Consider the following 20616-nt stretch of genomic DNA (forward strand, 5'->3'; position numbering starts at 1 on the left):
CGATCGCCCATTGACCCGGGCACGCGCCGTGCTCGGTGATCAATTCATTCACCACGCCAATCGAAGGAGAACATCAATGAACAAGACCTCGCACCTTTCGACGCTGCTCGCCGCCAGCGCGGCTTTCCTGCTTTGCGCCGCGCCGCTCACGAACGCGCAGGCGCAAGCCTCGTCCGCCGACAGCGGCATGACGGCCGAATCGAACCAGCCCGTTACCGACACGTGGATCACGACCAAGGTGAAGGGTGAGCTCGCGACCACCGACGGCGTCAAGAGCACTGACATCAGCGTGAAGACGGTCGACGGCGTCGTCACGCTCACCGGCGTGCTGCCGACGAAGGTCGCCGTGAAGAAGGCAGTCGCCGTCACGCGCGCGATCAAGGGCGTGAAGCACGTCGACGCATCCGGCCTGAAGGCAAAGGCCTGACCTCCCGGCGCGGCACGCCGCCGCGCCTTTTATCCCTGCATGACAAGGAGCACACGATGAACGAGGACAAGATCAAGGGCCAGTGGAAACAACTCTCCGGCAAGCTGAAGGCCAAGTGGGGCAAGTTGACCGACGATGACCTGAAGGTGGCCGACGGCAATCGCGAGTACTTGGCCGGCAAGATCCAGGAGCGTTACGGCATCGCCCGCGATGAAGCCGAGAAGCAGCTGAAGGAATTCGACCGCGAGCTTTGATGCGATAACGCATCGACACAACCCGCCGCGGCGCCGATGGCGTCGCGGCCACCAGGACAACGACATGGGCAAATACCTGATCGCCTGGCTGCTCGGCGTGCCGGTCGGGCTGCTGGTGCTGTTCTTTCTGATCACGCACGTCTTCTGAGCGTGCCTGTTCGATCAAATCCAATTAGTACAACTCGGTTTTCAGGGAGATAAGCAATGAAATTTCTTTCGATATCGGTCGCCTGCATCGCGTTGATGACCGCTTCGATCCCCGGATTTGCGGCGGGGTGCCTGAAGGGCGCAGCCGTGGGCGGGGTCGCCGGCCATGTCGCGGGGCACCACGGGGCAATGGGTGCCGCCGCGGGTTGCGCGATCGGCCACCACCACGCGGCAAAGAAAGCCAAGGCGGCAAGCGCGGCAACCGCCGCCTCGCAATGAACGCGTCACGACGCGGCCGGTCGACCGTTCTCCGGAACGACCGGCATTGCGCTGCATGCCTGACACCGCAGGTAAAGGCGTGACCACCGGATTTACAACGATTTCGCCAATCCAGAGGGGATATCGTTCATGGATATGCACGGCTTGATCATATGGCTGGTCATCGGCGCCATCGCCGGCTGGCTAGCGGGCGTACTCGTCAAGGGCGGCGGTTTCGGCCTGCTCGTCGACATCGTCGTCGGGATTCTGGGCGCGGTGATCGGCGGCTGGCTCGCCGGATTGCTCGGTATCGGCTTCAGCGGGATTCTCGGTTCGATCGTCATCGCCCTCATCGGTGCGGTGATCCTGTTGCTCGTGATTCGCCTGTTCCGTCGCGCAGCGTGACGGGTCATCCGGCGAGACGTGTGTCGTCCCGTACCGGTGGATGTGACGCGACTCGATGAGATTTTCGGGGCCGCGCAAACCCGCGCGTCCGGCCGCGCCGTCAATGACGGCCCTTCCCCGAAATGGCTGACGCCCTGAACCCTCAGGGCGCCTCGGGCAGCGTTTCGCGCACGCGCCTGCCAACCGTCCCGGCCGGCGCAGCGCTCCGCTTTCGCTTCGTTACTTCGCCGCGTTCGCGGTCATCTTGAAGATGCCCTGCGCGTTACCGGCATCGAAACGCAAGTCGGTCACCCAGCGGCGCGCCGCCTGGTCGAACGTGCGCTTGCGCGTGATGAACTCGTAGAACGAACCCGGCACGTTGCGCTTCACCGTGCCGCCGTCACGCGTGCGGAATTCGCGCTCGACGGTGTCCGCGCGATACGCGGTCTGGAACACGCGGCCCGAGCGCGAGCGCTCGACTTCCGGCTTCATCGGCCGGCCCTTCGCCTTCTCGGCGTCGGACAGCTTGAAGACGTCGGCAACACGGTCGGTCGCGTGGTTGAACGCGTTGCCTTCGGTCGAGATCCACGCCATTTCCGCCGATTCGAGCAGCAGCGTTTCGTAGTCGAGTTCGTTCGGCAGGTCGTGCTGGCGCGCGAACGCCCCGACGATCTCCGGCAGCAGCGCATGCGCGGCCTCCAGCGACAGCCAGCCTTCGCGCTCGACTTCCCACAGCAGCGCGACGGCCGCCGGCGACAGCGGATCGCGCGACGTGCTCACGACGTTCGTCACGGCCTGCTGGAATTCCTTCGAGAAACGTTCCGGATGCAGTTCGCTGACGAAGAACTGCGCGATTTCGTCCGGCGCGTCTTCATGCGCATACGCGCGGCCCGTCATGCCGAGCTTGTCGAGCGGGTAACGGCCGTTCAGGCGGAAGCCGAGCGGACGCAGGATGCGCGTGAACGCGGCCTCGCCCGGCGGCAGCGCGCCGGTGTGCGGCCAGCGCACCGTGCGCAGCGCGCCGTGGTCGAAATACACCGAGCCGCCGCTTTCGATCGTGTCGGCCGTATACGCGCGGCCGTTCGCCGAGCGTTCGAGCAGCCCTTCGAACAGCGCCATGTTCATCGCCTGCGCGATTTCCGCGCGCGTCACGACGCCGTCTTCCCATTCTTCGAGGATGGCCGGCATGTTCAGGGTCGAGAACAGGGCGTCGGTCTTCGCCTGTCCCAGCAGCTTCGTCAGCAAGCTCTCGATATTCGGATTGCGCATCTGGATTCTCGTCTCGGGGGACCGCCGGCAAACGTGCCGGCAACTCGTCGGCCGGCCGCCCCACGGGCGCCTGACCTTGCGTGGGGAGCATTATTCAAAGGGTTGCAGCCGGGCGTAAAGCGAGATTAAATTGATATGTGATGAGTTTTTGGAATTATCAGCGGATCCCCTGCTCCACCTTCCGCCTTGTGCCGTGGCGGCCTGATCGTCAGACGAATCGAACATCATGCGTAAATTCAAGATCCCCAACATGGGCGCGCTCGTGGCTTTCGAAGCCGCCGCGCGCCACGAGAGCTTCACGCACGCGGCCAAGGAGCTGTTCCTGACCGAAAGCGCGGTGTCGCGCCAGATCGCGACGCTCGAAGCGAGCCTCGGCGTGCGGCTGTTCGCCCGCGTGAAGCAGCGCGTCGTGCTGACGCGCGCCGGCAAGCTGTACGGCACGCAGGTGCGGCGCGCTCTTGAAGCGCTCGACCGCGACACGCTGTCGATCATCGCGCACGGCAGCGGCGGCGGCTACCTGGAGCTGGCCGTGCTGCCGACCTTCGCGTCGCACTGGCTGATTCCGCGCATCAAGAGCTTCTACGATCGCACGCCCGACGTGCGCGTGAACATGGGCAGCCGCACCGACCTGTTCTCGTTCGAGGACACCCACTTCGAGGCCGCGATCCACTACGGCAAGCCGACCTGGCCCGGCACGTCGTCAGATTACCTGTTCGGCGAGGAAGTCGTGCCGATCTGCTCGCCCGCGCTGCTCGACGGGCCCGTGCACAGCGTCGAGGACCTGCTCGCCTACCCGCTGCTGCACTCGACGACGCGCCCCGGCGCGTGGGCGCAGTGGTTCGAGACGCATGGCGTCGAGGATATCCGCACGATGCAGGGCGTGCGCTACGAGCTGCATACGATGCTGATCAGCGCGGCCGCGGCCGGCCTCGGCATCGCGCTCGTGCCGAAGTTCTTCGTCGAGGAACAGCTGCAGCAGCTCGGGCTGGTGGTGCCGTGCGATGCGGCAACCGTCGGCGATTCCGCGTACTACCTCGTGTATCCGACGGAGTTCAGCCACAGCAAGCCGCTGGAGCTGTTTCGCGGCTGGCTGCTCGAGCAGGCGAGCGCGTACGCATCGCCGGATCCCGATGCGGATGGCGGCGATCTGGTGGACGACGAGGACGTCGAGTAACGGCGCGGTCGCGCCAGCCTCAGGGCGCGGCGGCCTCGCACGCGTGTCGCGTCGGCGGGCTGGCCTTCACCACCTTCACCAGCCTTGCGTGATCGGGCTCCTCCAGCCCCGGGCACACGGTTTCAAGATCGCGAATCACGAGCGTCGCGCGCCCGTCGAAGCGGCACACGCCTTCGGGTTGCGCTGCCGGCAGCCGCAGACTGCGCCGTGCATCGGCCTGGTTCGTGAACCGGATCACACCCGCGCGTCGAGAACGGTCAGGCAAGCGCCGCGCCGAAGCGTCGTCCTCCTCGAACCACACGTCCTCCCCGCTCTCTTCGTCGCCGTAATCGACTGTGTAACGACCCGACAGCGTGATCGACCGGCCGACGTGCACCGAATGGCATTCCGGCTCGGCGTCGGCCGGGATCGTCTGCGCGTGCGCCGCGGCCGCGCCGCAAGCCAGCCACAACACCGCGCACAGCACGCGGGCGCGGCCGGTCAGGTTCGACACATCAATCGATTGGCGGATCATGGGCAGTCAGGTGCGGGTCATCGTGACGAAGACCCGCATTGTCACCCGGCGCACGCATCACGTGCATTACATGTGCCACTTCACCGTGGCGGTCAGCGTGCGCGGATCGCCGGGCATGTTGTACAGGTCCGCATTGCCGTGCGCGGCGATGAAGTAGCGGCGATTGAACAGGTTGTCGAGCGTGAGCGTCACGTCGACCTTCTTGCTGCGATAGCCGGCGCCCAGGTTGAACACGGTGAACGACGGCAGCGTGACGAGATCGCTCGCCGACGTATAACGCGCCGACTGGAACTGCATGCCGGCCGCCGCGTAGAAGCCGGCAGGCAGCTCCCGCTTCACCCACAGGTTCGCGCTATGGCGCGGCATCAGCCCCGGCGTGTTGCTCGACACCGCGACGCCGGCCGCCGTCGATTGCGCCGAGCCGTCGACCGTCCCGTTCAGGTACGCGTAGCCCGCATACACCGACCACTTCGGCGCGATCTCGCCGGTAAAGCCCAGCTCCATCCCGTGCACGTGCTGCGTACCGATCGGCAGCGCATAGCCGGGGTTCGCCGGGTCGCCGATCTGCTGGTTGGTCTGGCGCATGTCGAAAAGCGCGACGCTGGCCGTCGCGTTGCCGCCGAGGTCGAAGCGCGAGCCGACTTCATACGCGGTGGTCTTCTGCGGCGCGAGCGCGGCGCCGTTCGAGAACGCGCCGGAGCTGATCAGCGTATCGGCCAGCGGCGAGAACGACTGGCTGAACGAGCCGTACAGCGTCAGCCAGTCGAGCGGCTCGTAGATCAGGCCGACGCGCGGGCTCCACGCGTGATCGGTGCGATCGAGGTTGACGTTCGACGACGTGTAGTCGTGGCGGATCTGGTTCAGGTAGTCGAAGCGCAGCCCCGCGAGCACCTTCCAGTGTTCGGTCAGCGAAATCAGGTCCTGCGCATAGACGCCCGCGAGCCCGACGACGGTCGACGCGTTCGTCTTGGCCCGCGCGCCGGTCGGCACGCCGGGCAGCACCACCTGCTGTGGATTGAACAGATCGTAGGTCGCGACCTTCGACACGCTGTAGATCGTGTCGAACTTCTGCTGCTGCGACAGTTCGAGCCCGTACAGCAGCTCGTGGCGCATGCCGAACAGCGACGTCTTCTGCGTGAGCTCGAACAGGCCGTCGATGCCGTGGTCGGTGCGCTGGCGCGTCGACTGGTCGAGCGTGACGACCGGGTGCGCGGCCGTCTTGATCGGCTCGTACGTCACGTAGTTCTTGCGTTCGAGCGAGAAGTCGTACGCGCGGATCGCGCCATGGAACGACAGCGAATCGTTGAAGCGATGATCGAGCGACACCGTCGCGCTCTTCGCGGAAACGTCGTTGTACGAGCTGTTCGCCGCGTCGGCCGAGCCGTAGAACGTGTTGATCGGCACGTCGACCGGCCGGCCGAGATACGCGGGCAGCCCCTGGTCGGACGTGCGGCGGTCGTGCAGGTAGTCGAATTCGACGTTCAGCACCGTGTTGCTGTCGAGCTTGAACTGCGCGGACGGCGCGATCGCCTGGCGGTTGAGCTGGAACTGGTCGCGGAAGCTGTTCGAGTTTTCGGCGGCGCCGGTGATCCGGAAACGCGCCGCGTCGTTCGCATTCCAGCCGAGGTCGAATTCGCCGCGCCGCTCGCCGCGTGTGCCGAGCGTCACGCCCACGTCGCGCACCGGGTTCGCCTCCGGCCGCTTCAACACGCGATTCACGATGCCGCCTGCCGAGCCGCGGCCGTACAGCACTGCCGCCGGCCCCTTCAGCACTTCGACGTGATCGACGTTCGACAGGTCGCGATAGTAGAGCGCATCGTCGCGGATACCGTCGACGTACTGGTCCGTGATGCTGTTGAAGCCGCGAATCGTGATCTGGTCGCGCTGGCCGTCGCCGACCGAGAAGCCGACGCCCGGCACGTTGCGCAGCGCATCCTGCATCGACGTCGCGTTCTGGTCCTCGATCACCGCGTGCGGCACGACGTTCACCGTCTGCGGCACGTCCATCAGCGACATGTCGGTCTTGGTCGCCGCACGCGAGCGGCCGCCGTCGTACGACGCATGTTCGGCCGTCGCCTTGACCGAGATCGCGGGCAAGGTCGCCGCGGCGTCGCTCGCCTGTGCGAAGGAGGTGCGTGCGCCGGCCAGCGACGTGGCGATCAGCAGCGCATGGCAGGCGCTCTTGTTGAGTTTCATCGTTGAAGTAGAGGCTGAAGGAAAACGGCGAACGGAAACGCATTCGGCCAACACGCGAAACCACGCTGTGAATCGGGCTGGCGAAATCCTTTCCGTGAAATGAAGCGGCGCGCGAGGGATCGCCTCGTCGCGCGGGCGAGCCGGTGAACGGCCGGCGCGGGTGGCAGCCGGCCGGCAGGACCGGCACGAAAGAAGCCGTGACGCTCCGTCACGGCTCGTAACGGAGCGAAATATTAAACGAGAATGATTCGTGTTTTTAGTTAATTTTTAACGTGTCGCCTGCCCGCAACGTGCAGGCGCCCAGCGCTCTGTATTCCTGACGAATACCTTTCTGTTTTGCCGCTTAACTCGACTCGCGTGTAATTAAAACGAAAGAATCTCATCGGCCGCATCAGGTGATGAAGGGCCACGCAACAGGCGGGATTCGGGAGACGACGACGAAAGGACTGGAGAGGATCACGAAGCATCCGTCGAAGCGGACGGCGCGCATCCGAAGTCCGGCGCGCGCCGGACCGGGCAACCCCGACCCGGCGCTCCGGGCAGCCGACCTCGCATCGGCAGCGCGGCGGACTTTCTTCCTTTCTTCACTACCTATGCTCTCAGGCTCACTTCATTTTTTTCTTCGCCGCGCCGGACCATTATCCGCGCAATCCGGCCCAGGGGAAACGTTTGCGGGTGCAGTTGGCGTGTTATACCAAGCATTCGGCAACAGTCTTTCTGAATGCTTACGGTTAACGCGGAGCGATTCGGCAATTCTTGCATTCGCGCCGGCGTTCCTTTTTAATGGAACTGGTTCCAGTCGTTGAATCGGCCAGGGTCGTGCGTGACGCGTCGTCGTCCGCGCGTCATGATGCCGATTCAGGATCGAGGATCTCCCCGCTCAGGATTCGCATCGCCCGTCCTTCCCGGACACCCCGTCAAACGAGACCGTCATGCCCGATTCCGCCTCCCTGCAGCAGCTGTTTCCCGCCTTTCAGGACATCCCCGCCGAGTACCGGCTCGCTTCGCCGATTCACCAGCGCGTGTCGCTCGTCGACGGCGAGTTACGGCCGTGGGACGGCGCGACCAAGACCGTGCTGTCGCCCGTGTGCGTGCGACAGGCGGACGGCAGCGTCGAGCAGGTCGAGATCGGCAGCTACCCGGTGATGGGCGAAACGGAAAGCGACGCGGCGCTCGACGCCGCGGTGCGCGCGTACGACGCCGGCCGCGGCGAGTGGCCGACGATGAAGGTCGAGCAGCGCATCGCGTGCATGCAGGATTTCATCAAGCGGATGGTCGCGCAGCGTGAGCTGGTGGTGAACCTGATCATGTGGGAAATCGGCAAGAGCCTCGCCGATTCGCAGAAGGAGTTCGACCGCACCGTCACGTACATGACGCAAACGATCGACGCGCTGAAGGAGCTCGACAACGCGAACTCGCGCTTCGTGATCGCCGAAGGCACGATCGGCCAGATCCGCCGCACGCCGCTCGGCGTCGTGCTGTGCATGGGCCCGTACAACTATCCGCTGAACGAAACTTTCGCGACGCTGATCCCCGCGCTGCTGATGGGCAATACCGTGGTGTTCAAGCCGCCCCAGTACGGCACGCTGCTGTTCGAGCCGCTGCTCGAAGCGTTCCGCGACGCGTTCCCGAAGGGCGTGATCAACACGATCTACGCGCCGGGCGCGGTGGTCGTGCCGCACATGCTCGCGTCGGGCAAGATCAACGTGCTCGCGCTGATCGGGTCGAGCAAGGTGGCCGATCACCTGAAGAAGCAGCACCCGAAATCGCACCGGCTGCGCGCGATCCTCGGCCTCGACGCGAAGAACGCGGCGATCGTGCTGCCCGACGCCGATCTCGACCTCACCGTGAAGGAGTGCCTGCTCGGCGCGCTGTCGTTCAATGGCCAGCGCTGCACCGCGCTGAAGATGCTGCTCGTGCACCGCTCGATCGTCGACGAATTCCTGAAGCGCTTCACCGCCGCGCTCGAGCAGCTGAAGATCGGCATGCCGTGGGAGAAAGGCGTCAGCATCACGCCGCTGCCGGGCATGCATCGCACGGCGTACATGACGGATGCGATCGACGATGCGAAGGCCAAGGGTGCGGAGGTCGTCAATCATTCGGGCGGCGAGTTCAGCAAGACGCTGTTCTATCCGGCCGTCGTGTACCCGGTGTCGGAAGGGATGAAGCTGTACCGCGAGGAGCAGTTCGGGCCGATCATTCCGGTCGCGACGTTCGACGACGTGGAAACCGCGCTCGACTACGTGACGACGTCGGATCACGGCCAGCAGGTCAGCATCTTCGGTTCGGACCCGGCGCAGATTGGCGCGCTGGTCGATCCGCTCGTCAACCAGGTGTGCCGCGTGAACATCAACTGCCAGTGTCAGCGCGGGCCGGACGTGTTCCCGTTCGCGGGGCGCAAGGATTCGGCGGAAGGCACGCTGTCGGTGAGCGACGCGCTGCGCGCGTTCTCGATTCGCTCGATGGTCGCGGCGAAGCAGACCGAAGGCAGCAAGCAGCTGCTCGATTCGATCGTGTCGGATCACTACTCGAAGTTCATCAATACGGGGTTTATTTTCTGAAGCGAGCCGCTCGCAACAAAGCCGCTGCACACGCCGGTGCGGCGGCTTTTTTGCGCCTGCGCGTAACCCACTACGCCCGAACCGGGAACGTCAACGCGTCGAGCTCCAGCGGCCCGCCGGTCAGTTGAACCGGGCCTTCATCGCCGATCAGCACCGTATCGGAATGACGGAAACCACCGACACCCTCGATGTAGATACCCGGCTCGATCGTCAGGCACATCCCCTTCTCGATCGACCGGTCGTAGCCTTCGGCGAAAAACGGCGCCTCGTGCGCAGTGACGCCCATCCCGTGACCGGTCCGGTGCAGCATCCGGTCGCCCATCCCCGCGCGGCGGAAATAGTCGTTGACCTTACGATCGACGTCGCTCAGCAGGGCGCCCGGCATCGCCGCGTCGAACGCGAGGCGCCGCCCTTCCGACATCACGTCGAACGCGCGTCGCGCCTCGTCGGGCACGTGGCCGAGGAAGAAGGTCCGTTCGACCTCCGCGCCGTAGCCGTTCATCACCGCATTGACGATCGACACATGCGGGCCGCCCTCCTCCATCCGCATGTCGATGTTGCTGAAGTTGTGCGGATCGTGCGACACGCTGCCCGGCTGGAACACCGCGACGATCCGCGTCGCCAACGGGTTCAGCGACGGATCGTCGGCCAGCAGCCGCTGCATGATGTAGCCGCGAATCCGCGACGACATCTCCGCCATCCCGAGGCCCGGGCGCGCCTCGCTCAGCAGCAGGTTGTGCGCATCGGTGGCGACCCCGCACGCATATACGTGGCGGCCGATCTCGTAGTCGGACTTGATCATCCGCACGTCGTCGATGATGTCGATGCATACGCGCTCGCCCGGCGTCTGCGCATAGACCTGCAGCGGACACACCGACTCCACGCCAACCCGCTCGCCCGGCCCGAACAGCGCCTTGAACCGGTCGCTCCATTCGCGCCCGGCCGGCGCCGGAAATTCGAAGTACGGAATCAGCTCGAGTTCGCCGATCGAGCGCGTCCGCACATGCGGCTGCTCGAGCTGCGGCACGACGAACTGCGGCGGCCCGCTGCGCGAAATGACCAGCACGAAGGGCCGCTCATGCACGATGTTCGCGAAGTTCGTCAGGTAGTAGATGTTGTCCGGCGAGAACGCCACATAGCGATCGAGGCCGGCTTCCGCCATGCGGGCGCGCACGCGGTCGAGGCGTCCTTTGAGTTCCGCCTCGCTGGGCGGTGCGACGATAGGGTCGAACTTCATGCGTGACTTCTCCTGTTGAGGGTGAGGGGGTGGCCTCATCGGCCTGGCATTGCGGCGTCGCCATTCCGTTTCACTTGATTCGTTATCCTTCATTTCAACGATACGAATGGCGACTGAATCCGGTTCGCTTAATCGCCCGGCATGCGTCGAAACCCGATCAGCGCAACCAGGCTCACGACCGACATCGCGACGATATACAGCGCGGGCGATGCCTTGTTGTGCGTGGTCGCGATCAGCCACGTGACGATCAGCGGGGAAAAGCCGCCGAAGACCGTCGTCGGGATGTTGTACGACACCGCGAGCCCGGTGCTGCGCACCGCAGCCGGAAACGCGCGCGCGGCCAGCGCCGGCACCAGTCCGACGAGCACGCCCATCGGCGTGGCGGCGGCGGCCTGCATGACCAGCAGGTTGCGCAGCGAAGGGCTCGCGATGACCCACATATAGAGCGGCAGCGTGATCGCGGACAGCACGACGATCGCGGCGGCCACCATCGCGACCGGTCGGCGCCAGACGTCGCCGAGCAAGCCCGCGAGCGGCGCGATCGCGACCATCACGATGCCGGCGACCGTCGTGCTCATGAACGGCGCGGACATCGGCAACCCGAGCTGCTTCACCGCGAACGTCGGCATGTAGATCAGGTACATGTAGAACGCGGCGGTACTGACGATCGTCACGCCGATCGCCGCGAGGAACGATGTGAGGTGCTCGCCGAACAGGCGCTCGAGCACCTGCGCGACCGGCAGCGCCTCGCCGTGCACGAACGCATCGGTTTCCGACACGCTCCGGCGGATATAGAAGCCGACCGGGCCGATCAGCAGCCCGACGACGAACGGCACGCGCCAGCCCCAGCTTTCGAGCTGATGCGGGCTCAGCGACGTCGTCAGGATCGTGCCGATCGTGCCGCCCAGCACGATGGCCAGCATCGTGCTCGACATCTGCAGGCTCACGAAGAAATGGCGTCGATGCGGCGGCGCTTTTTCCGCGAGGAAGGCAACGGTGCTGCCGAATTCGCCCGATGCCGCGAAGCCCTGCACGAGCCGCGCCAGCACGAGGATCGTGGCGCCGAGCCAGCCGGCCTGCGCATACGGCGGCGCTACCGCGATCGCGGCCGTGCCGGCCAGCATCAGCCAGATCGTGACGGACATCGCCGCCTTGCGGCCGTGCCGGTCGCCGTACAGCCCGAGTACGACACTGCCGAGCGGCCGCACGACGAACCCCACGCCGAAGGTCGCCGTCGCAAGCAACAACGACCCGACCTGCCCGGCCACCGGGAAAAACAGCTTCGCGATCACGCTGGCGAAATAGCCGTAGATCACGAAGTCGAACCATTCGAGCGCGTTGCCGGCCGCGGCCGCCGCGACGTCGCGCAGCGTGCCCGTTCGCGCGGACGGCTGCGCCTCTGCCATATGGCGATCGAGCGCCAGGGCGCCGGCCGGATTCACTGCATCCTCTTTCATCGTCTGTCTCCTCCTTCTGCTGGCTGCGGTGGTTTCGTGCTCATGTTCGATGCGCACCGTTACCGCGTCCAACGGATTTCCGGAATATGATCATCACCAACGTGAATAACGGTACGTGCGCGGCGCACGACTGCGTCGCGTCGCCAGCCGGCTCGCCGCAGGGGCAAACGCGGCCTTGCCCGAACGGCCCGTTGCCCGGACACTGGCCGCCACGATGATCCGGTGCCGGACGCCACGCGCGGGATGCCGGCACGCGAATGGGAGATGTGCGATGAAGGATGTGTTCCGCCAGCTCGACCTCAACCTGCTGCGCGTGTTCGCGGCTTTGATGGCCGAAGGCAACGTCACGCGCGCCGCCGAACGGCTGGCGCTTTCACAGTCGGCGGTCAGCAATGCGTTGCGCAGGCTGCGCGAATCGCTCGACGACGTGCTGTTCGAGAAGACCGTCTCGGGTGTGCGGCCGACCGCGCGGGCGCGCGAGCTGTGGTCGGCGGTCCAGCCGCACTTCGACGCATTGAAGCAGGCGATCTCGCCGGACCAGTTCGACCCGCAAGCGCATCGGGGCACCTTCACGATCGCAATGTCGGATTACTCGGTCGAGCGGATCATGCCGCGCCTCGCGCAGTACATGGGCACGCATGCGCCATCGATGCGGATCGAGCTCACGCCGTTCAGCGTCGCAGACCTGCCGGCCATGTTCGACCGCGGCGGCGTCGACCTCGCGATCGGCGGCTACCTGAACGACTCGAGCCCGAGCAGCGGCGTGCGCACGCACGAGATGTGGCCGATCCACTGGAGTTGCCTGATGCGCAAGGATCACCCGCTCGCGAAGGGGCCGCTCACGCTGAAGCGCTTTCTCGCGGCGCGGCATCTCGACGTCGGGTTTTCCGGCATGCGGGTGCCGGTGTACGACAGCCTGCTCTCCGCGCACGGCCTGCAGCGCAATCTCGTCCTCACGCTGAATGCGTACTCGCCCGCACTGGCGATCATCCGGGAGTCGGATTTCATCGGCGTGCTGCCGACCACGCTGCTCGATCTGTCGATCCACGAAAAGGAACTGGTGTCGCGACAACCGCCGGTGCGCATGCCCGCTCGGCCTTACTGCGTGATCTGGCATCAGCGCTGGGACAGCCATCCCGCGCACCGCTGGCTCCGGCAGACGATCGTGTCGCTGTTCACGCGCCCGGCGGAGCAGCCGGGCAATGCCGGGCGCCCGGCCACGCGGCGCGGCGCCCGCTAGATGCGCGGGCGTGCCGCCTCACACGTTCGACACCAGCAACCGGATCCCCGCCACGCCGAACACGACGGCGAGACACGCTTCCATCGCACGCCGGCCGCGCACGTAGATCCGGCGTGCGCCGTCCATCGAGAACACGAGCGCGTAGCCGCCGAACACCAGGCATCCGATCACGAGGCAGCCCGGCACGACGGCCCCGTGCGACGCGCCCGCACCGTTCGACGACAGCGCGACGATCGACACCCACACGAGGATCGCTTTCGGATTGGTCAGGTGCAGCATCGCGCCGCGGACATAGAAGCGCGACAGCCGCTGCTCGCCCGCTGCGTTCAGCGATGCCGCCGCCTTGCCCGACCACGCCGTGCGCCCCGACTTGAACGCGAGCCACAGCAGGTACAGCCCGCCGAAGAGCTTGATCGCGACCAGCAGTTTCGACCACGCGAGCAGCGCGGCCGACACGCCGAGCGCCGCCACCGTCGCCCAGCACATCGACCCGGAAATGACGCCGAGCGCGAACGCGAACGCCGCCTTGCGGCCCTGGTTCGCGGCGACCGACATGATCGCGAGATTGCTCGGGCCGGGGCTGGCCGTCCCGATGAAATAAGCCGTGTAGGCCAGCATCAGGTTGGCCGAGAAGAAGGTGTGGACGCTCATGTCGAACCTCGCAGGGATGATCGGGAGATTGTTGGCAAACCCGGGCCGTCTGCCCATGGACAATTGGCCGACAATTCGCTGGGCCAGTTGGACAGGGCGCGCCGCCGGATCGCTGCGCGCAAATCCGTCTCGGATTTGAAACATCCATCACATTCGCCGGTGGCGTCCGCCGCGCCGGGGCGAACCTCCTGTCGCACCGCGTCCGGCCTGCCGAACGCCCGGCAAGCGCAGGCGGAATGCGCGGGCCGCCGCGGGTCGTGCAGTTCGCGCGGTTCGCCGCGCAAACGCGTCACGAGATTTAAACGGGCGTTACGTTACATCCGTGAAGCATTTCGCCTCGGCGAGCCGTTCCCTGACCCTCACATGCATCGCGCCGCGCGTGTAGATGTCCTCCTCGATCACCTCCGCAACCCAGTACCGGCGGGACTCGCCACCTGCGCCACAGCGCATCTCAACAATACTCAACAATCGTCTCGCGCCGCTGGTACGAAACCTGCATCCCGTTCGGGTAACCGCCGCGCCGATCACCGCGCGGACACGAACCCACCGTCGGGCGCATCCAGCGGACACGCCCGAACGATCCGAGCAAGTAACGAGGCCCTTCATGGATATGCTGCCCAATTCGTCCGACACGTCGTTCCAGCTCTTTCTCGCGAAGCTGCTCGAACAGCCGTTGCCCGACTGGACCGAAAAACAGCAGATGGAACTCGAGATGGCACGCTCGTTGTCCACCGAAATGGTTCACCTCGCCGAGGACATGCGCGGTCGCACGCCCGATCTCGCGCGCTGCCTCGTGCTGCTCCGCTACGCGAAGGTGCTCGACTTCATGCTGACGTCGCTCGCCGCGCACCGCGACATTCATCCGCAGACACTGCGCACGCTGTTCCGGCTCGCGAACCTGAAAGTCGACGACGCGTATCCGGCCTGAGCCGGCGCAATGCATCGGCTGCCGCGGGCCTTACGTACGGCTGCGGCGGCCTTTCCCGATTCGCGGCACGCGCATGCCTGATGACCTCGCCGCATGATCCCCAGGAACCGCATATCCCGACTGGCCGGCACGCTCGGCGTGTTCGTGAAACCCTACGGCCGCAACGCGCAGAAGCCTCTCGACCGGAACGATCGCCGCTACGATCACGACGTCGTGCGGACGATGCGGCGCTTGTCGCCGGCCGACCTGTCCGATCTGCTGGCCACCGATGACGGCCACGCCGACGACGCAGAGGCCAAGGTCGGTTTCACCGATGTGAGACGCACGCCGTGACCGCTGTCGACTTCGACCAGATCTGGCCGGCCATCTGCGAAACCCCTGCCTGGTCCGTGACGAAAGGCCAGGGCAGCTTTCTCACGTTCGAATTCGGGCAACCCGTGCTGCACGTGCGGGAGCCGCTCGCCGGCTCGCCCGGCCTGTCCTCGACCGCGCGGGACAGGCTCGCGTCGCGGCACGTGACGGTGGCCGGCAACGGGCACCTGTGGATCTGCTACTGCCATTGGTCGATCACGCTCGACGGTCTCGAACTCGCGCACAGCGAATCCCGATCCGGCGACATCGCAGCCGCCGCGCAACGGCTCGACGGGCAGATCCTGCAATCGGTCACGCCCGGTGCCCAGCCGGGTTCGTGGGCGTTCGATTTCGACCTCGGCGGCAAGCTGACGACCTGGCCGTACGGAGACGACCCGGCCGACGAACAGTGGCATCTGTACGACCGGCGCTCGGGCAACGTGCTGACCGCCCGCGCGGACGGCACCTGGTCGTATGGCCCGGCGAACGCGCCACCCGGCAGCGGATCGCTCGGGTCCGAATAGCCGCCCGCGTGCGTTCGTCCGCTTCCTGCAGCACGCCGGGCTGATGCCGTGCATCAGCGTGGCGGACGGCCCCGCGCCGCAAACGGAGGTACAATCGCGCGCCATGAACGCACTTCGCCGCTTCCTGCTCCGGCAAGGCGTCGCGCGACAGCTTCTGTGGGGGTTCCTCCTCGTGACGCTGCTGTCCCGCGCGCTGATGTCGGGCGCCGTGATGCTCGATCCGGACGGTCCGGATGCGGGCTCGGTGGTGCTGTGTTCGGGCCGCGGCCCGCTGATCGTCGACGTGGCCGCACTGGCTGCCCGTTTCGATGCCGGCGCGCCGATCACACCGGCCAACGACGCGCTCGCGCTCGCCGATGTGCTCAAGCATGACGGGCATGCGGACAACACCGCGTCGTCCGGCAGCGGCGACAGCCTGTGCGCATTCGGCGCCGCGCTGTTCACCGCGTTGGCGTCGTTCGTGCTGCTGGTGCTGCTGTTTCCCGCCGCCGCGCCACGGCGGTTCCGGATTCACGTCGACCGTATTCCGGTCGTGCGATCGATCTTCGACGATCGCCCCCCCTCCCGCGCACCTCCGCAGTTCTGCTAACGGTTCTGCCCCGCGGCTCGCACACGTCGACGTGCGCGGGCCCGCATGCCGTTCGTCTCACACGACCTGATTCAAGCGTTCACCCGCCTGCCCGCCTCGCGCGGGCGACGCCGTCATGCGCCCCATCCGCGCATGGCGCCGCGCCGCCCGTTCCGTCGCCGCGCGCAGGCGGGCGCAACGCGCGTTGACGCCTGCCGGCCCGCGCCGGCGCGGCCGCTCAACGAACCCGAGGAGCTGACACCATGTCGACCACCGTCGAACGGGCGATCTCGCCCGCCCAATCCGCCCACGCGGGCTACCGGACGCTCTGGCGCTGGCACTTCTATGCCGGCCTGTTCGTCATGCCGTTCCTGGTGGTCCTCGCGATCACCGGCACGCTCTATTGTTTCCAGCCGCAGATCGAGCCGCTGCTGTATCCGCACCGGCTCGTCGTCGAGCCGCGCGCCACGCCGCGGCTCGATGCCGACACACTGCTCGCGAGCGCGCGTACCGCGATGCCGGCCGGCGCGACGCCGGTGTCCGTCCAGGTCTCGACCGCGCCTGACCGCAGCGCCGAATACGTGTTCCGGCTGCGCGACGGCAGCCGCGAGAGCGTATACGTGAACCCGTACGACGGCAGCGTGCTCGGCACGCTGAGCGTCGAGAACCGCTTCATGCAGATCGACCGGATGCTGCATCGCAAGCTGCTGCTCGGCAAGACGGGCGAGTTGCTGATGGAACTGGCCGCGTGCTGGACCTTCGTGATGATCGGCACCGGCATCGCGCTGTGGTGGCCGCGCGGCGCGACACGCGTCGGGCAGGCACTGCGCCCCGACCTGTCGCTGCGCGGCCGGCCGCTGTGGAAAAACCTCCACGCGACGGCCGGCATCTGGCTCGCGGCCGGCACGGTCGCGTTCATCCTGACGGGGCTGCCGTGGTCGGGCTCGTGGGGCAAGAACTTCAAGGCGCTGGCCGCCACCGTGAACCTCGGCGCGCCGGAAGGCGCATGGGGCGGCGCGTCGGTACGCTCGACGCGCCCCGGCGCCGCCGCGGCGCCCGCGCCTGCCGAGGCTGGCGCACCGTCCGGCCATCACCACGAATCCGGCGAGTCGATGCCGGGGATGGTGATGGACGACCTGCCGTTGCCGCAAACGCCGTGGGCGGTCGGCAACGTGCCCGTCCCGCATTCGCCGTCGGCACCGACGCCGACACCGCTGCCGCTGGCCCGCGCGATCGCGATCGTTGGAAGCCTCGGCGTGACGAGCGGCTACACGCTCGCGCTGCCGTCCGGCGCGGATGGCGTGTTCACCGCGTCGTACTTCCCGGACGACCCGAAAGCCGAGCGGACGATCTACGTCGACCAGTACAGCGGGGCCGTGCTGAAGGACATCCGCTATGACGACTACGGCGCGGTATCGCGCGCCGTGTCGTACGGCACATCGCTGCACATGGGCCGCTACTTCGGGCTCGCGAACCAGATCGTCTGCGCGGTGCTGTCGCTCGGGCTGGCCGCGATGGCCGTCACCGGCACCGTGATGTGGTGGAAGCGCCGTCCGGCTCGCAAGTTGGGTGCGCCGTCGCGCGAACGCGGCACGCCGCCGATGCGCGGCTGGATCGCGGGGCTCGTGCTGCTCGGCGTCGTCTTCCCGCTGATGGGCGCGACGATCGTCGCGGTATGGTTGATCGACCGTCTGCTGTTCGGCCGTGCGGCACGCGCAGCGGCCTGATTCATCGCGCGCCGGCATACGCGGCGCGACGACGCGACGAGCCCGGGCCACCGCGTGGCTCGGGCTGTTCGCGCTCGTGCTCGCGCTCGTCGCGCCGCTGATCTCGCAACTGCGCGCGGCCGCTCCCAATGACGGCCTGCCGGCCGCGCCGATCTGCTCGGCAACCGGCAACACGCTCGTGGCGCACGCGGAACCGGATGCGCCGTCCGATGCTCGATCCGCCGGTCATTTCGACCGTTGCGGCTATTGCGGCCTGCTCGCCGGCCATCCGCCGCTGCAATACGCGGTGTTGCTCTCCGCTTCCCCGGCCGTGCGGCATGCGCCGCCCGAGCCGCTGATCCCCTCTGCCTGCCATCCGCCGAAGCGCTACGCGCTCGCCGCGCGCGGGCCGCCTTCCGCCCGCGCCTGACGCTCCTCGCGACCGCGCCGCCGCACACCGCACGGCGCCGTCCGCTTCGCCTGCCCGCCCTGCCGGTGCCCGATGCCGAACCCGCGCGCGTGACCACGCGCGGCGGCCGGTGCCGTGCATGGCGCGCATCGTGTCCGACTCATCATCGTCACCCTCACCCTACGTACAACGACATGTTTACCCCGACCCGTATCGCCGTCGCGCTGTCCGGCGCGATCTCCATGCTCTTCACGTCGGCCGCATGCGCACAGGCCGTCGCCGCGCCGACCGACTCGCCGGCCGCGTCGACACTGCCCGCGATCAACGTCAACGCAACCCGCGAGATGGACTCGCTGACATCGAAATCGACCGGCAGCCTGAAGCGCACGCTCGAGCAGACGGTCGGCTCGGTGGGCTTCGTCGATGCCGACAGCTACCGGAACACCTATGCGTTCACGCTGCGCGACGTGCTGAAGGATGTGCCCGGCGTGTTCGTCGAGAACCGCTACGGCCAGGAGTTGCGGCTGTCGATTCGCGGCTCGGGGATCGCCCGCTCGTACCACACGCGCGGCCTCGAAATCCTGCAGGACGGCATCCCGACCAACCTCGCGGACGGCAGCGGCGACTATTACCAGATCGATCCGCTCGCGCTGCAGGCGGTGCAGGTCTACAAGGGCGGCAACGGCCTCGCGTACGGGGCGTCGACACTCGGCGGCGCGATCGACTTCATCACGCCGACCGCCCATACCGCCGATGCGCCGAACATCCTGCGCGTGGAAGGCGGCAGCTACGGCACGGTGCGCACCAGCGCGCAGATCTCGCGCGTGCTCGGCCCGCTCGACTTCCTTGCGAACTTCAGCGTCAATCACGCGGACGGCTATCGCGATCATTCGAAAGGGCAATACGAGCAGTTCAACGCGAACGTCGGCTACCGGTTCAGCCCGACGGTCGAGACGCGCTTCTACGTCGGCGTGTACGTCGTCGACCAGTTGCTGCCCGGCACGCTGTCGCTGTCAGACGCGCTGAACAATCCGACCAAGGCCGCGGCGAACGCGATATCGGGCGACCAGGCGCGCAACACGCGCACTGAACGGATCGCGAACCGCACGACGGTGAAACTCGATTCGGGCGAACTGCAGTTCGACACGTGGGCGATCCACAAGAGCCTCTATCACCCGATCTTCCAGGCGCTCGACCAGGACGGCTGGACCTACGGCTTCGCACCGCGCTACACGGGCCACCTGACGCTCGGCGGGATGCGCAACGACCTGATCGTCGGCGCGCGCTTCTTCGGCGGCCGCACGCAGGCGAACCAGTACGTGAACGTCAACGGCAACAAGGGCGCGCAGACGCTCGACTCGACGCAGACGGCGTTCAACTACGAGGCGTACGTCGAGAACCGGCTGTTTTTCGTGCCGACCGTCGCGCTGATGACGGGCGTGAAGGTACTGCACTCGGTGCGCGAGTACATCGACAACGGCGGGCTGCCGCGCAACCCGAACTACAAGTCGACGAATGCGAGCTACAGCGGCGTCAATCCGAAGCTCGGGCTGCTGTGGCAGCCGGATGCGCACACCCAGGCCTACGTCGACATCACGCGCAGCCAGGACGTGCCCGACTTCACCGACCTCACGCAGACCTTCTCGAACACGACGCGCTTCACGCCGCTCGCGGCGCAGCACGCGTGGACGATCGAGTTCGGCACGCGCGGCTCGCGCGAGCGCGTGAGCTGGGACGTGACCGCCTATCGCTCGCTCGTGCGCGACCAGCTGCTGCAGTACACGACGAACCCGGATGTCCCGGCATCGACGTTCAATGCGAACAAGACGGTGCTGCAAGGGATCGAGGCCGGCGCGTCGGTCGAGTTGCTGCGCAACGTCACCGGGCGCGGCGCGGGCGACAAGGTCACGCTGTCGGGCATCTGGAACCTGAACGACTTCCGCTTCAAGAACGACCCGCAGTACGGCAACAACCGGATCGCCGGCGTGCCGCTGAACGTGCTGCGCGCGACGCTGGGTTACGCGCGGCCGAGCGGCTTCCACATCGCGGCGACGCTCGACTGGGTGCCGTCGGGCGCGTGGGCCGACGATGCGAACACGTTGCGCGTGCCGAGCTACACGCTGCTCGGGCTGCAGGCCGGCTACGACTTCCGCAATGGCCTCTCGCTGTTCGTCGACGCGCGCAACCTGACCAACAAGCGCTATGTGAGCGACATCAGCACGGTCGCCGATGCGCGCACCGCGAACACCGCGATCTTCTATCCGGGCGAAGGGCGCAGCGTGTTCGCCGGCATGCGGTACGCGTTCTGATGCGCCGCCTTTCACGCAACACCGCATTGAACAGATTCAAAGGATATCGAAA

The 20616-nt window shown here is 66.7% G+C and carries 20 protein-coding genes; 14 read left to right on the plus strand and 6 right to left on the minus strand.

All coding sequences use genetic code 11. The annotated features are described in order from the left end of the window. The first annotated feature begins 76 nt into the window (after positions 1-76). From C5O79_RS21705 to C5O79_RS21720, 4 genes are all read left to right on the plus strand, one after another. Positions 77-427, plus strand: coding sequence for a BON domain-containing protein (locus C5O79_RS21705; protein WP_047851856.1), 351 nt, complete (start codon positions 77-79; stop codon positions 425-427). A gap of 56 nt (positions 428-483) precedes the next feature. Beyond that, a complete protein-coding gene (locus C5O79_RS21710) occupies positions 484-681 on the plus strand; it encodes a CsbD family protein (RefSeq protein ID WP_009694074.1) in 198 nt (65 codons plus the stop codon). 204 nt (positions 682-885) lie between these two features. Further along, positions 886-1107, plus strand: coding sequence for a hypothetical protein (locus tag C5O79_RS21715; protein ID WP_046549199.1), 222 nt, complete (start codon positions 886-888; stop codon positions 1105-1107). A 135-nt stretch (positions 1108-1242) separates the two neighbouring features. After that, the gene (locus C5O79_RS21720) at positions 1243-1491 is read left to right on the plus strand and encodes a GlsB/YeaQ/YmgE family stress response membrane protein (protein ID WP_076841438.1); all 249 of its coding nucleotides are present in this window, start codon (positions 1243-1245) and stop codon (positions 1489-1491) included. Positions 1492-1710: 219 nt separating this feature from the next. Here the strand turns inward: C5O79_RS21720 and C5O79_RS21725 are convergent, their stop codons facing one another. Then, on the minus strand, positions 1711-2739 hold the full coding sequence (locus C5O79_RS21725; RefSeq protein WP_046549198.1) for a DUF1338 domain-containing protein: 1029 nt from the start codon (positions 2737-2739) through the stop codon (positions 1711-1713). Between the two features lie 226 nt (positions 2740-2965). Between C5O79_RS21725 and C5O79_RS21730 the strand changes: the two genes are divergently transcribed. Next, entirely contained in the window at positions 2966-3913 is a 948-nt protein-coding gene (locus C5O79_RS21730) for a LysR family transcriptional regulator (RefSeq protein WP_046549197.1), read from the plus strand. 19 nt (positions 3914-3932) lie between these two features. On the opposite strand, the gene C5O79_RS21735 is transcribed toward C5O79_RS21730, so the two are convergent. Further along, positions 3933-4427 carry a hypothetical protein gene (locus C5O79_RS21735; RefSeq protein WP_240687917.1) on the minus strand — a complete coding sequence of 165 codons (495 nt, stop codon included), beginning with the start codon at positions 4425-4427 and terminating at the stop codon, positions 3933-3935. A 66-nt stretch (positions 4428-4493) separates the two neighbouring features. Continuing rightward, complete coding sequence (locus tag C5O79_RS21740; protein WP_046549196.1) at positions 4494-6623, minus strand: TonB-dependent siderophore receptor; 2130 nt, start codon at positions 6621-6623, stop codon at positions 4494-4496. A gap of 932 nt (positions 6624-7555) precedes the next feature. Between C5O79_RS21740 and C5O79_RS21745 the strand changes: the two genes are divergently transcribed. Continuing rightward, positions 7556-9184, plus strand: a complete 1629-nt coding sequence (locus C5O79_RS21745) for an NADP-dependent glyceraldehyde-3-phosphate dehydrogenase (RefSeq protein ID WP_122474837.1) — start codon at positions 7556-7558, stop codon at positions 9182-9184. Positions 9185-9254: 70 nt separating this feature from the next. Here C5O79_RS21745 and C5O79_RS21750 read toward each other — a convergent pair whose 3' ends face one another. Next, a complete protein-coding gene (locus tag C5O79_RS21750) occupies positions 9255-10421 on the minus strand; it encodes a Xaa-Pro peptidase family protein (RefSeq protein ID WP_124617614.1) in 1167 nt (388 codons plus the stop codon). 128 nt (positions 10422-10549) lie between these two features. Beyond that, a complete protein-coding gene (locus C5O79_RS21755; protein WP_124471810.1) occupies positions 10550-11878 on the minus strand; it encodes an MFS transporter in 1329 nt (442 codons plus the stop codon). Positions 11879-12149: 271 nt separating this feature from the next. Here C5O79_RS21755 and C5O79_RS21760 point away from each other — a divergent pair, with 271 nt between their 5' ends. Beyond that, positions 12150-13118 carry a LysR family transcriptional regulator gene (locus tag C5O79_RS21760; RefSeq protein WP_122474835.1) on the plus strand — a complete coding sequence of 323 codons (969 nt, stop codon included), beginning with the start codon at positions 12150-12152 and terminating at the stop codon, positions 13116-13118. An 18-nt stretch (positions 13119-13136) separates the two neighbouring features. Here C5O79_RS21760 and C5O79_RS21765 read toward each other — a convergent pair whose 3' ends face one another. Beyond that, entirely contained in the window at positions 13137-13769 is a 633-nt protein-coding gene (locus tag C5O79_RS21765) for a LysE family translocator (protein ID WP_122474833.1), read from the minus strand. Between the two features lie 604 nt (positions 13770-14373). Between C5O79_RS21765 and C5O79_RS21770 the strand changes: the two genes are divergently transcribed. From C5O79_RS21770 to C5O79_RS21800, 7 genes are all read left to right on the plus strand, one after another. Next, positions 14374-14697, plus strand: a complete 324-nt coding sequence (locus C5O79_RS21770) for a hypothetical protein (protein WP_039354216.1) — start codon at positions 14374-14376, stop codon at positions 14695-14697. 144 nt (positions 14698-14841) lie between these two features. Next, a complete protein-coding gene (locus C5O79_RS21775; protein ID WP_240687918.1) occupies positions 14842-15030 on the plus strand; it encodes a hypothetical protein in 189 nt (62 codons plus the stop codon). Continuing rightward, the gene (locus C5O79_RS21780; protein WP_047851859.1) at positions 15027-15572 is read left to right on the plus strand and encodes a hypothetical protein; all 546 of its coding nucleotides are present in this window, start codon (positions 15027-15029) and stop codon (positions 15570-15572) included. The genes C5O79_RS21775 and C5O79_RS21780 overlap by 4 nt, the downstream gene beginning before the upstream one ends. Before the next feature lie 103 nt (positions 15573-15675). Then, positions 15676-16161 (plus strand): hypothetical protein, encoded by a 486-nt coding sequence (locus C5O79_RS21785; protein ID WP_046549541.1) that lies wholly within the window; start codon positions 15676-15678, stop codon positions 16159-16161. Between the two features lie 242 nt (positions 16162-16403). After that, the gene (locus C5O79_RS21790) at positions 16404-17867 is read left to right on the plus strand and encodes a PepSY domain-containing protein (RefSeq protein WP_131931705.1); all 1464 of its coding nucleotides are present in this window, start codon (positions 16404-16406) and stop codon (positions 17865-17867) included. Then, positions 17845-18276 (plus strand): DUF2946 domain-containing protein, encoded by a 432-nt coding sequence (locus tag C5O79_RS21795; RefSeq protein WP_131931707.1) that lies wholly within the window; start codon positions 17845-17847, stop codon positions 18274-18276. The genes C5O79_RS21790 and C5O79_RS21795 overlap by 23 nt, the downstream gene beginning before the upstream one ends. A gap of 173 nt (positions 18277-18449) precedes the next feature. Continuing rightward, positions 18450-20564 (plus strand): TonB-dependent receptor, encoded by a 2115-nt coding sequence (locus C5O79_RS21800; protein WP_131931709.1) that lies wholly within the window; start codon positions 18450-18452, stop codon positions 20562-20564. Positions 20565-20616: the final 52 nt, after the last annotated feature.

Origin of the sequence: Burkholderia sp. SRS-25 (assembly GCF_004343765.1) — a bacterium.
GTDB classification, from domain to species: Bacteria; Pseudomonadota; Gammaproteobacteria; order Burkholderiales; family Burkholderiaceae; genus Burkholderia; species Burkholderia contaminans.

Bases quoted from the DNA above. Each gene is read 5' to 3' on its own strand.
- C5O79_RS21760 (WP_122474835.1), top strand. From the start codon at position 12,150: ATGAAGGATGTGTTCCGCCAGCTCGACCTCAACCTGCTGCGCGTGTTC.
- C5O79_RS21770 (WP_039354216.1), top strand. From the start codon at position 14,374: ATGGATATGCTGCCCAATTCGTCCGACACGTCGTTCCAGCTCTTTCTC.
- C5O79_RS21715 (WP_046549199.1), top strand. From the start codon at position 886: ATGAAATTTCTTTCGATATCGGTCGCCTGCATCGCGTTGATGACCGCT.
- C5O79_RS21705 (WP_047851856.1), top strand. From the start codon at position 77: ATGAACAAGACCTCGCACCTTTCGACGCTGCTCGCCGCCAGCGCGGCT.
- C5O79_RS21740 (WP_046549196.1), bottom strand. From the start codon at position 6,623: ATGAAACTCAACAAGAGCGCCTGCCATGCGCTGCTGATCGCCACGTCG.
- C5O79_RS21735 (WP_240687917.1), bottom strand. From the start codon at position 4,427: ATGATCCGCCAATCGATTGATGTGTCGAACCTGACCGGCCGCGCCCGC.
- C5O79_RS21750 (WP_124617614.1), bottom strand. From the start codon at position 10,421: ATGAAGTTCGACCCTATCGTCGCACCGCCCAGCGAGGCGGAACTCAAA.
- C5O79_RS21785 (WP_046549541.1), top strand. From the start codon at position 15,676: ATGAACGCACTTCGCCGCTTCCTGCTCCGGCAAGGCGTCGCGCGACAG.
- C5O79_RS21720 (WP_076841438.1), top strand. From the start codon at position 1,243: ATGCACGGCTTGATCATATGGCTGGTCATCGGCGCCATCGCCGGCTGG.
- C5O79_RS21710 (WP_009694074.1), top strand. From the start codon at position 484: ATGAACGAGGACAAGATCAAGGGCCAGTGGAAACAACTCTCCGGCAAG.
- C5O79_RS21765 (WP_122474833.1), bottom strand. From the start codon at position 13,769: ATGAGCGTCCACACCTTCTTCTCGGCCAACCTGATGCTGGCCTACACG.
- C5O79_RS21725 (WP_046549198.1), bottom strand. From the start codon at position 2,739: ATGCGCAATCCGAATATCGAGAGCTTGCTGACGAAGCTGCTGGGACAG.
- C5O79_RS21800 (WP_131931709.1), top strand. From the start codon at position 18,450: ATGTTTACCCCGACCCGTATCGCCGTCGCGCTGTCCGGCGCGATCTCC.
- C5O79_RS21745 (WP_122474837.1), top strand. From the start codon at position 7,556: ATGCCCGATTCCGCCTCCCTGCAGCAGCTGTTTCCCGCCTTTCAGGAC.
- C5O79_RS21790 (WP_131931705.1), top strand. From the start codon at position 16,404: ATGTCGACCACCGTCGAACGGGCGATCTCGCCCGCCCAATCCGCCCAC.
- C5O79_RS21755 (WP_124471810.1), bottom strand. From the start codon at position 11,878: ATGAAAGAGGATGCAGTGAATCCGGCCGGCGCCCTGGCGCTCGATCGC.
- C5O79_RS21730 (WP_046549197.1), top strand. From the start codon at position 2,966: ATGCGTAAATTCAAGATCCCCAACATGGGCGCGCTCGTGGCTTTCGAA.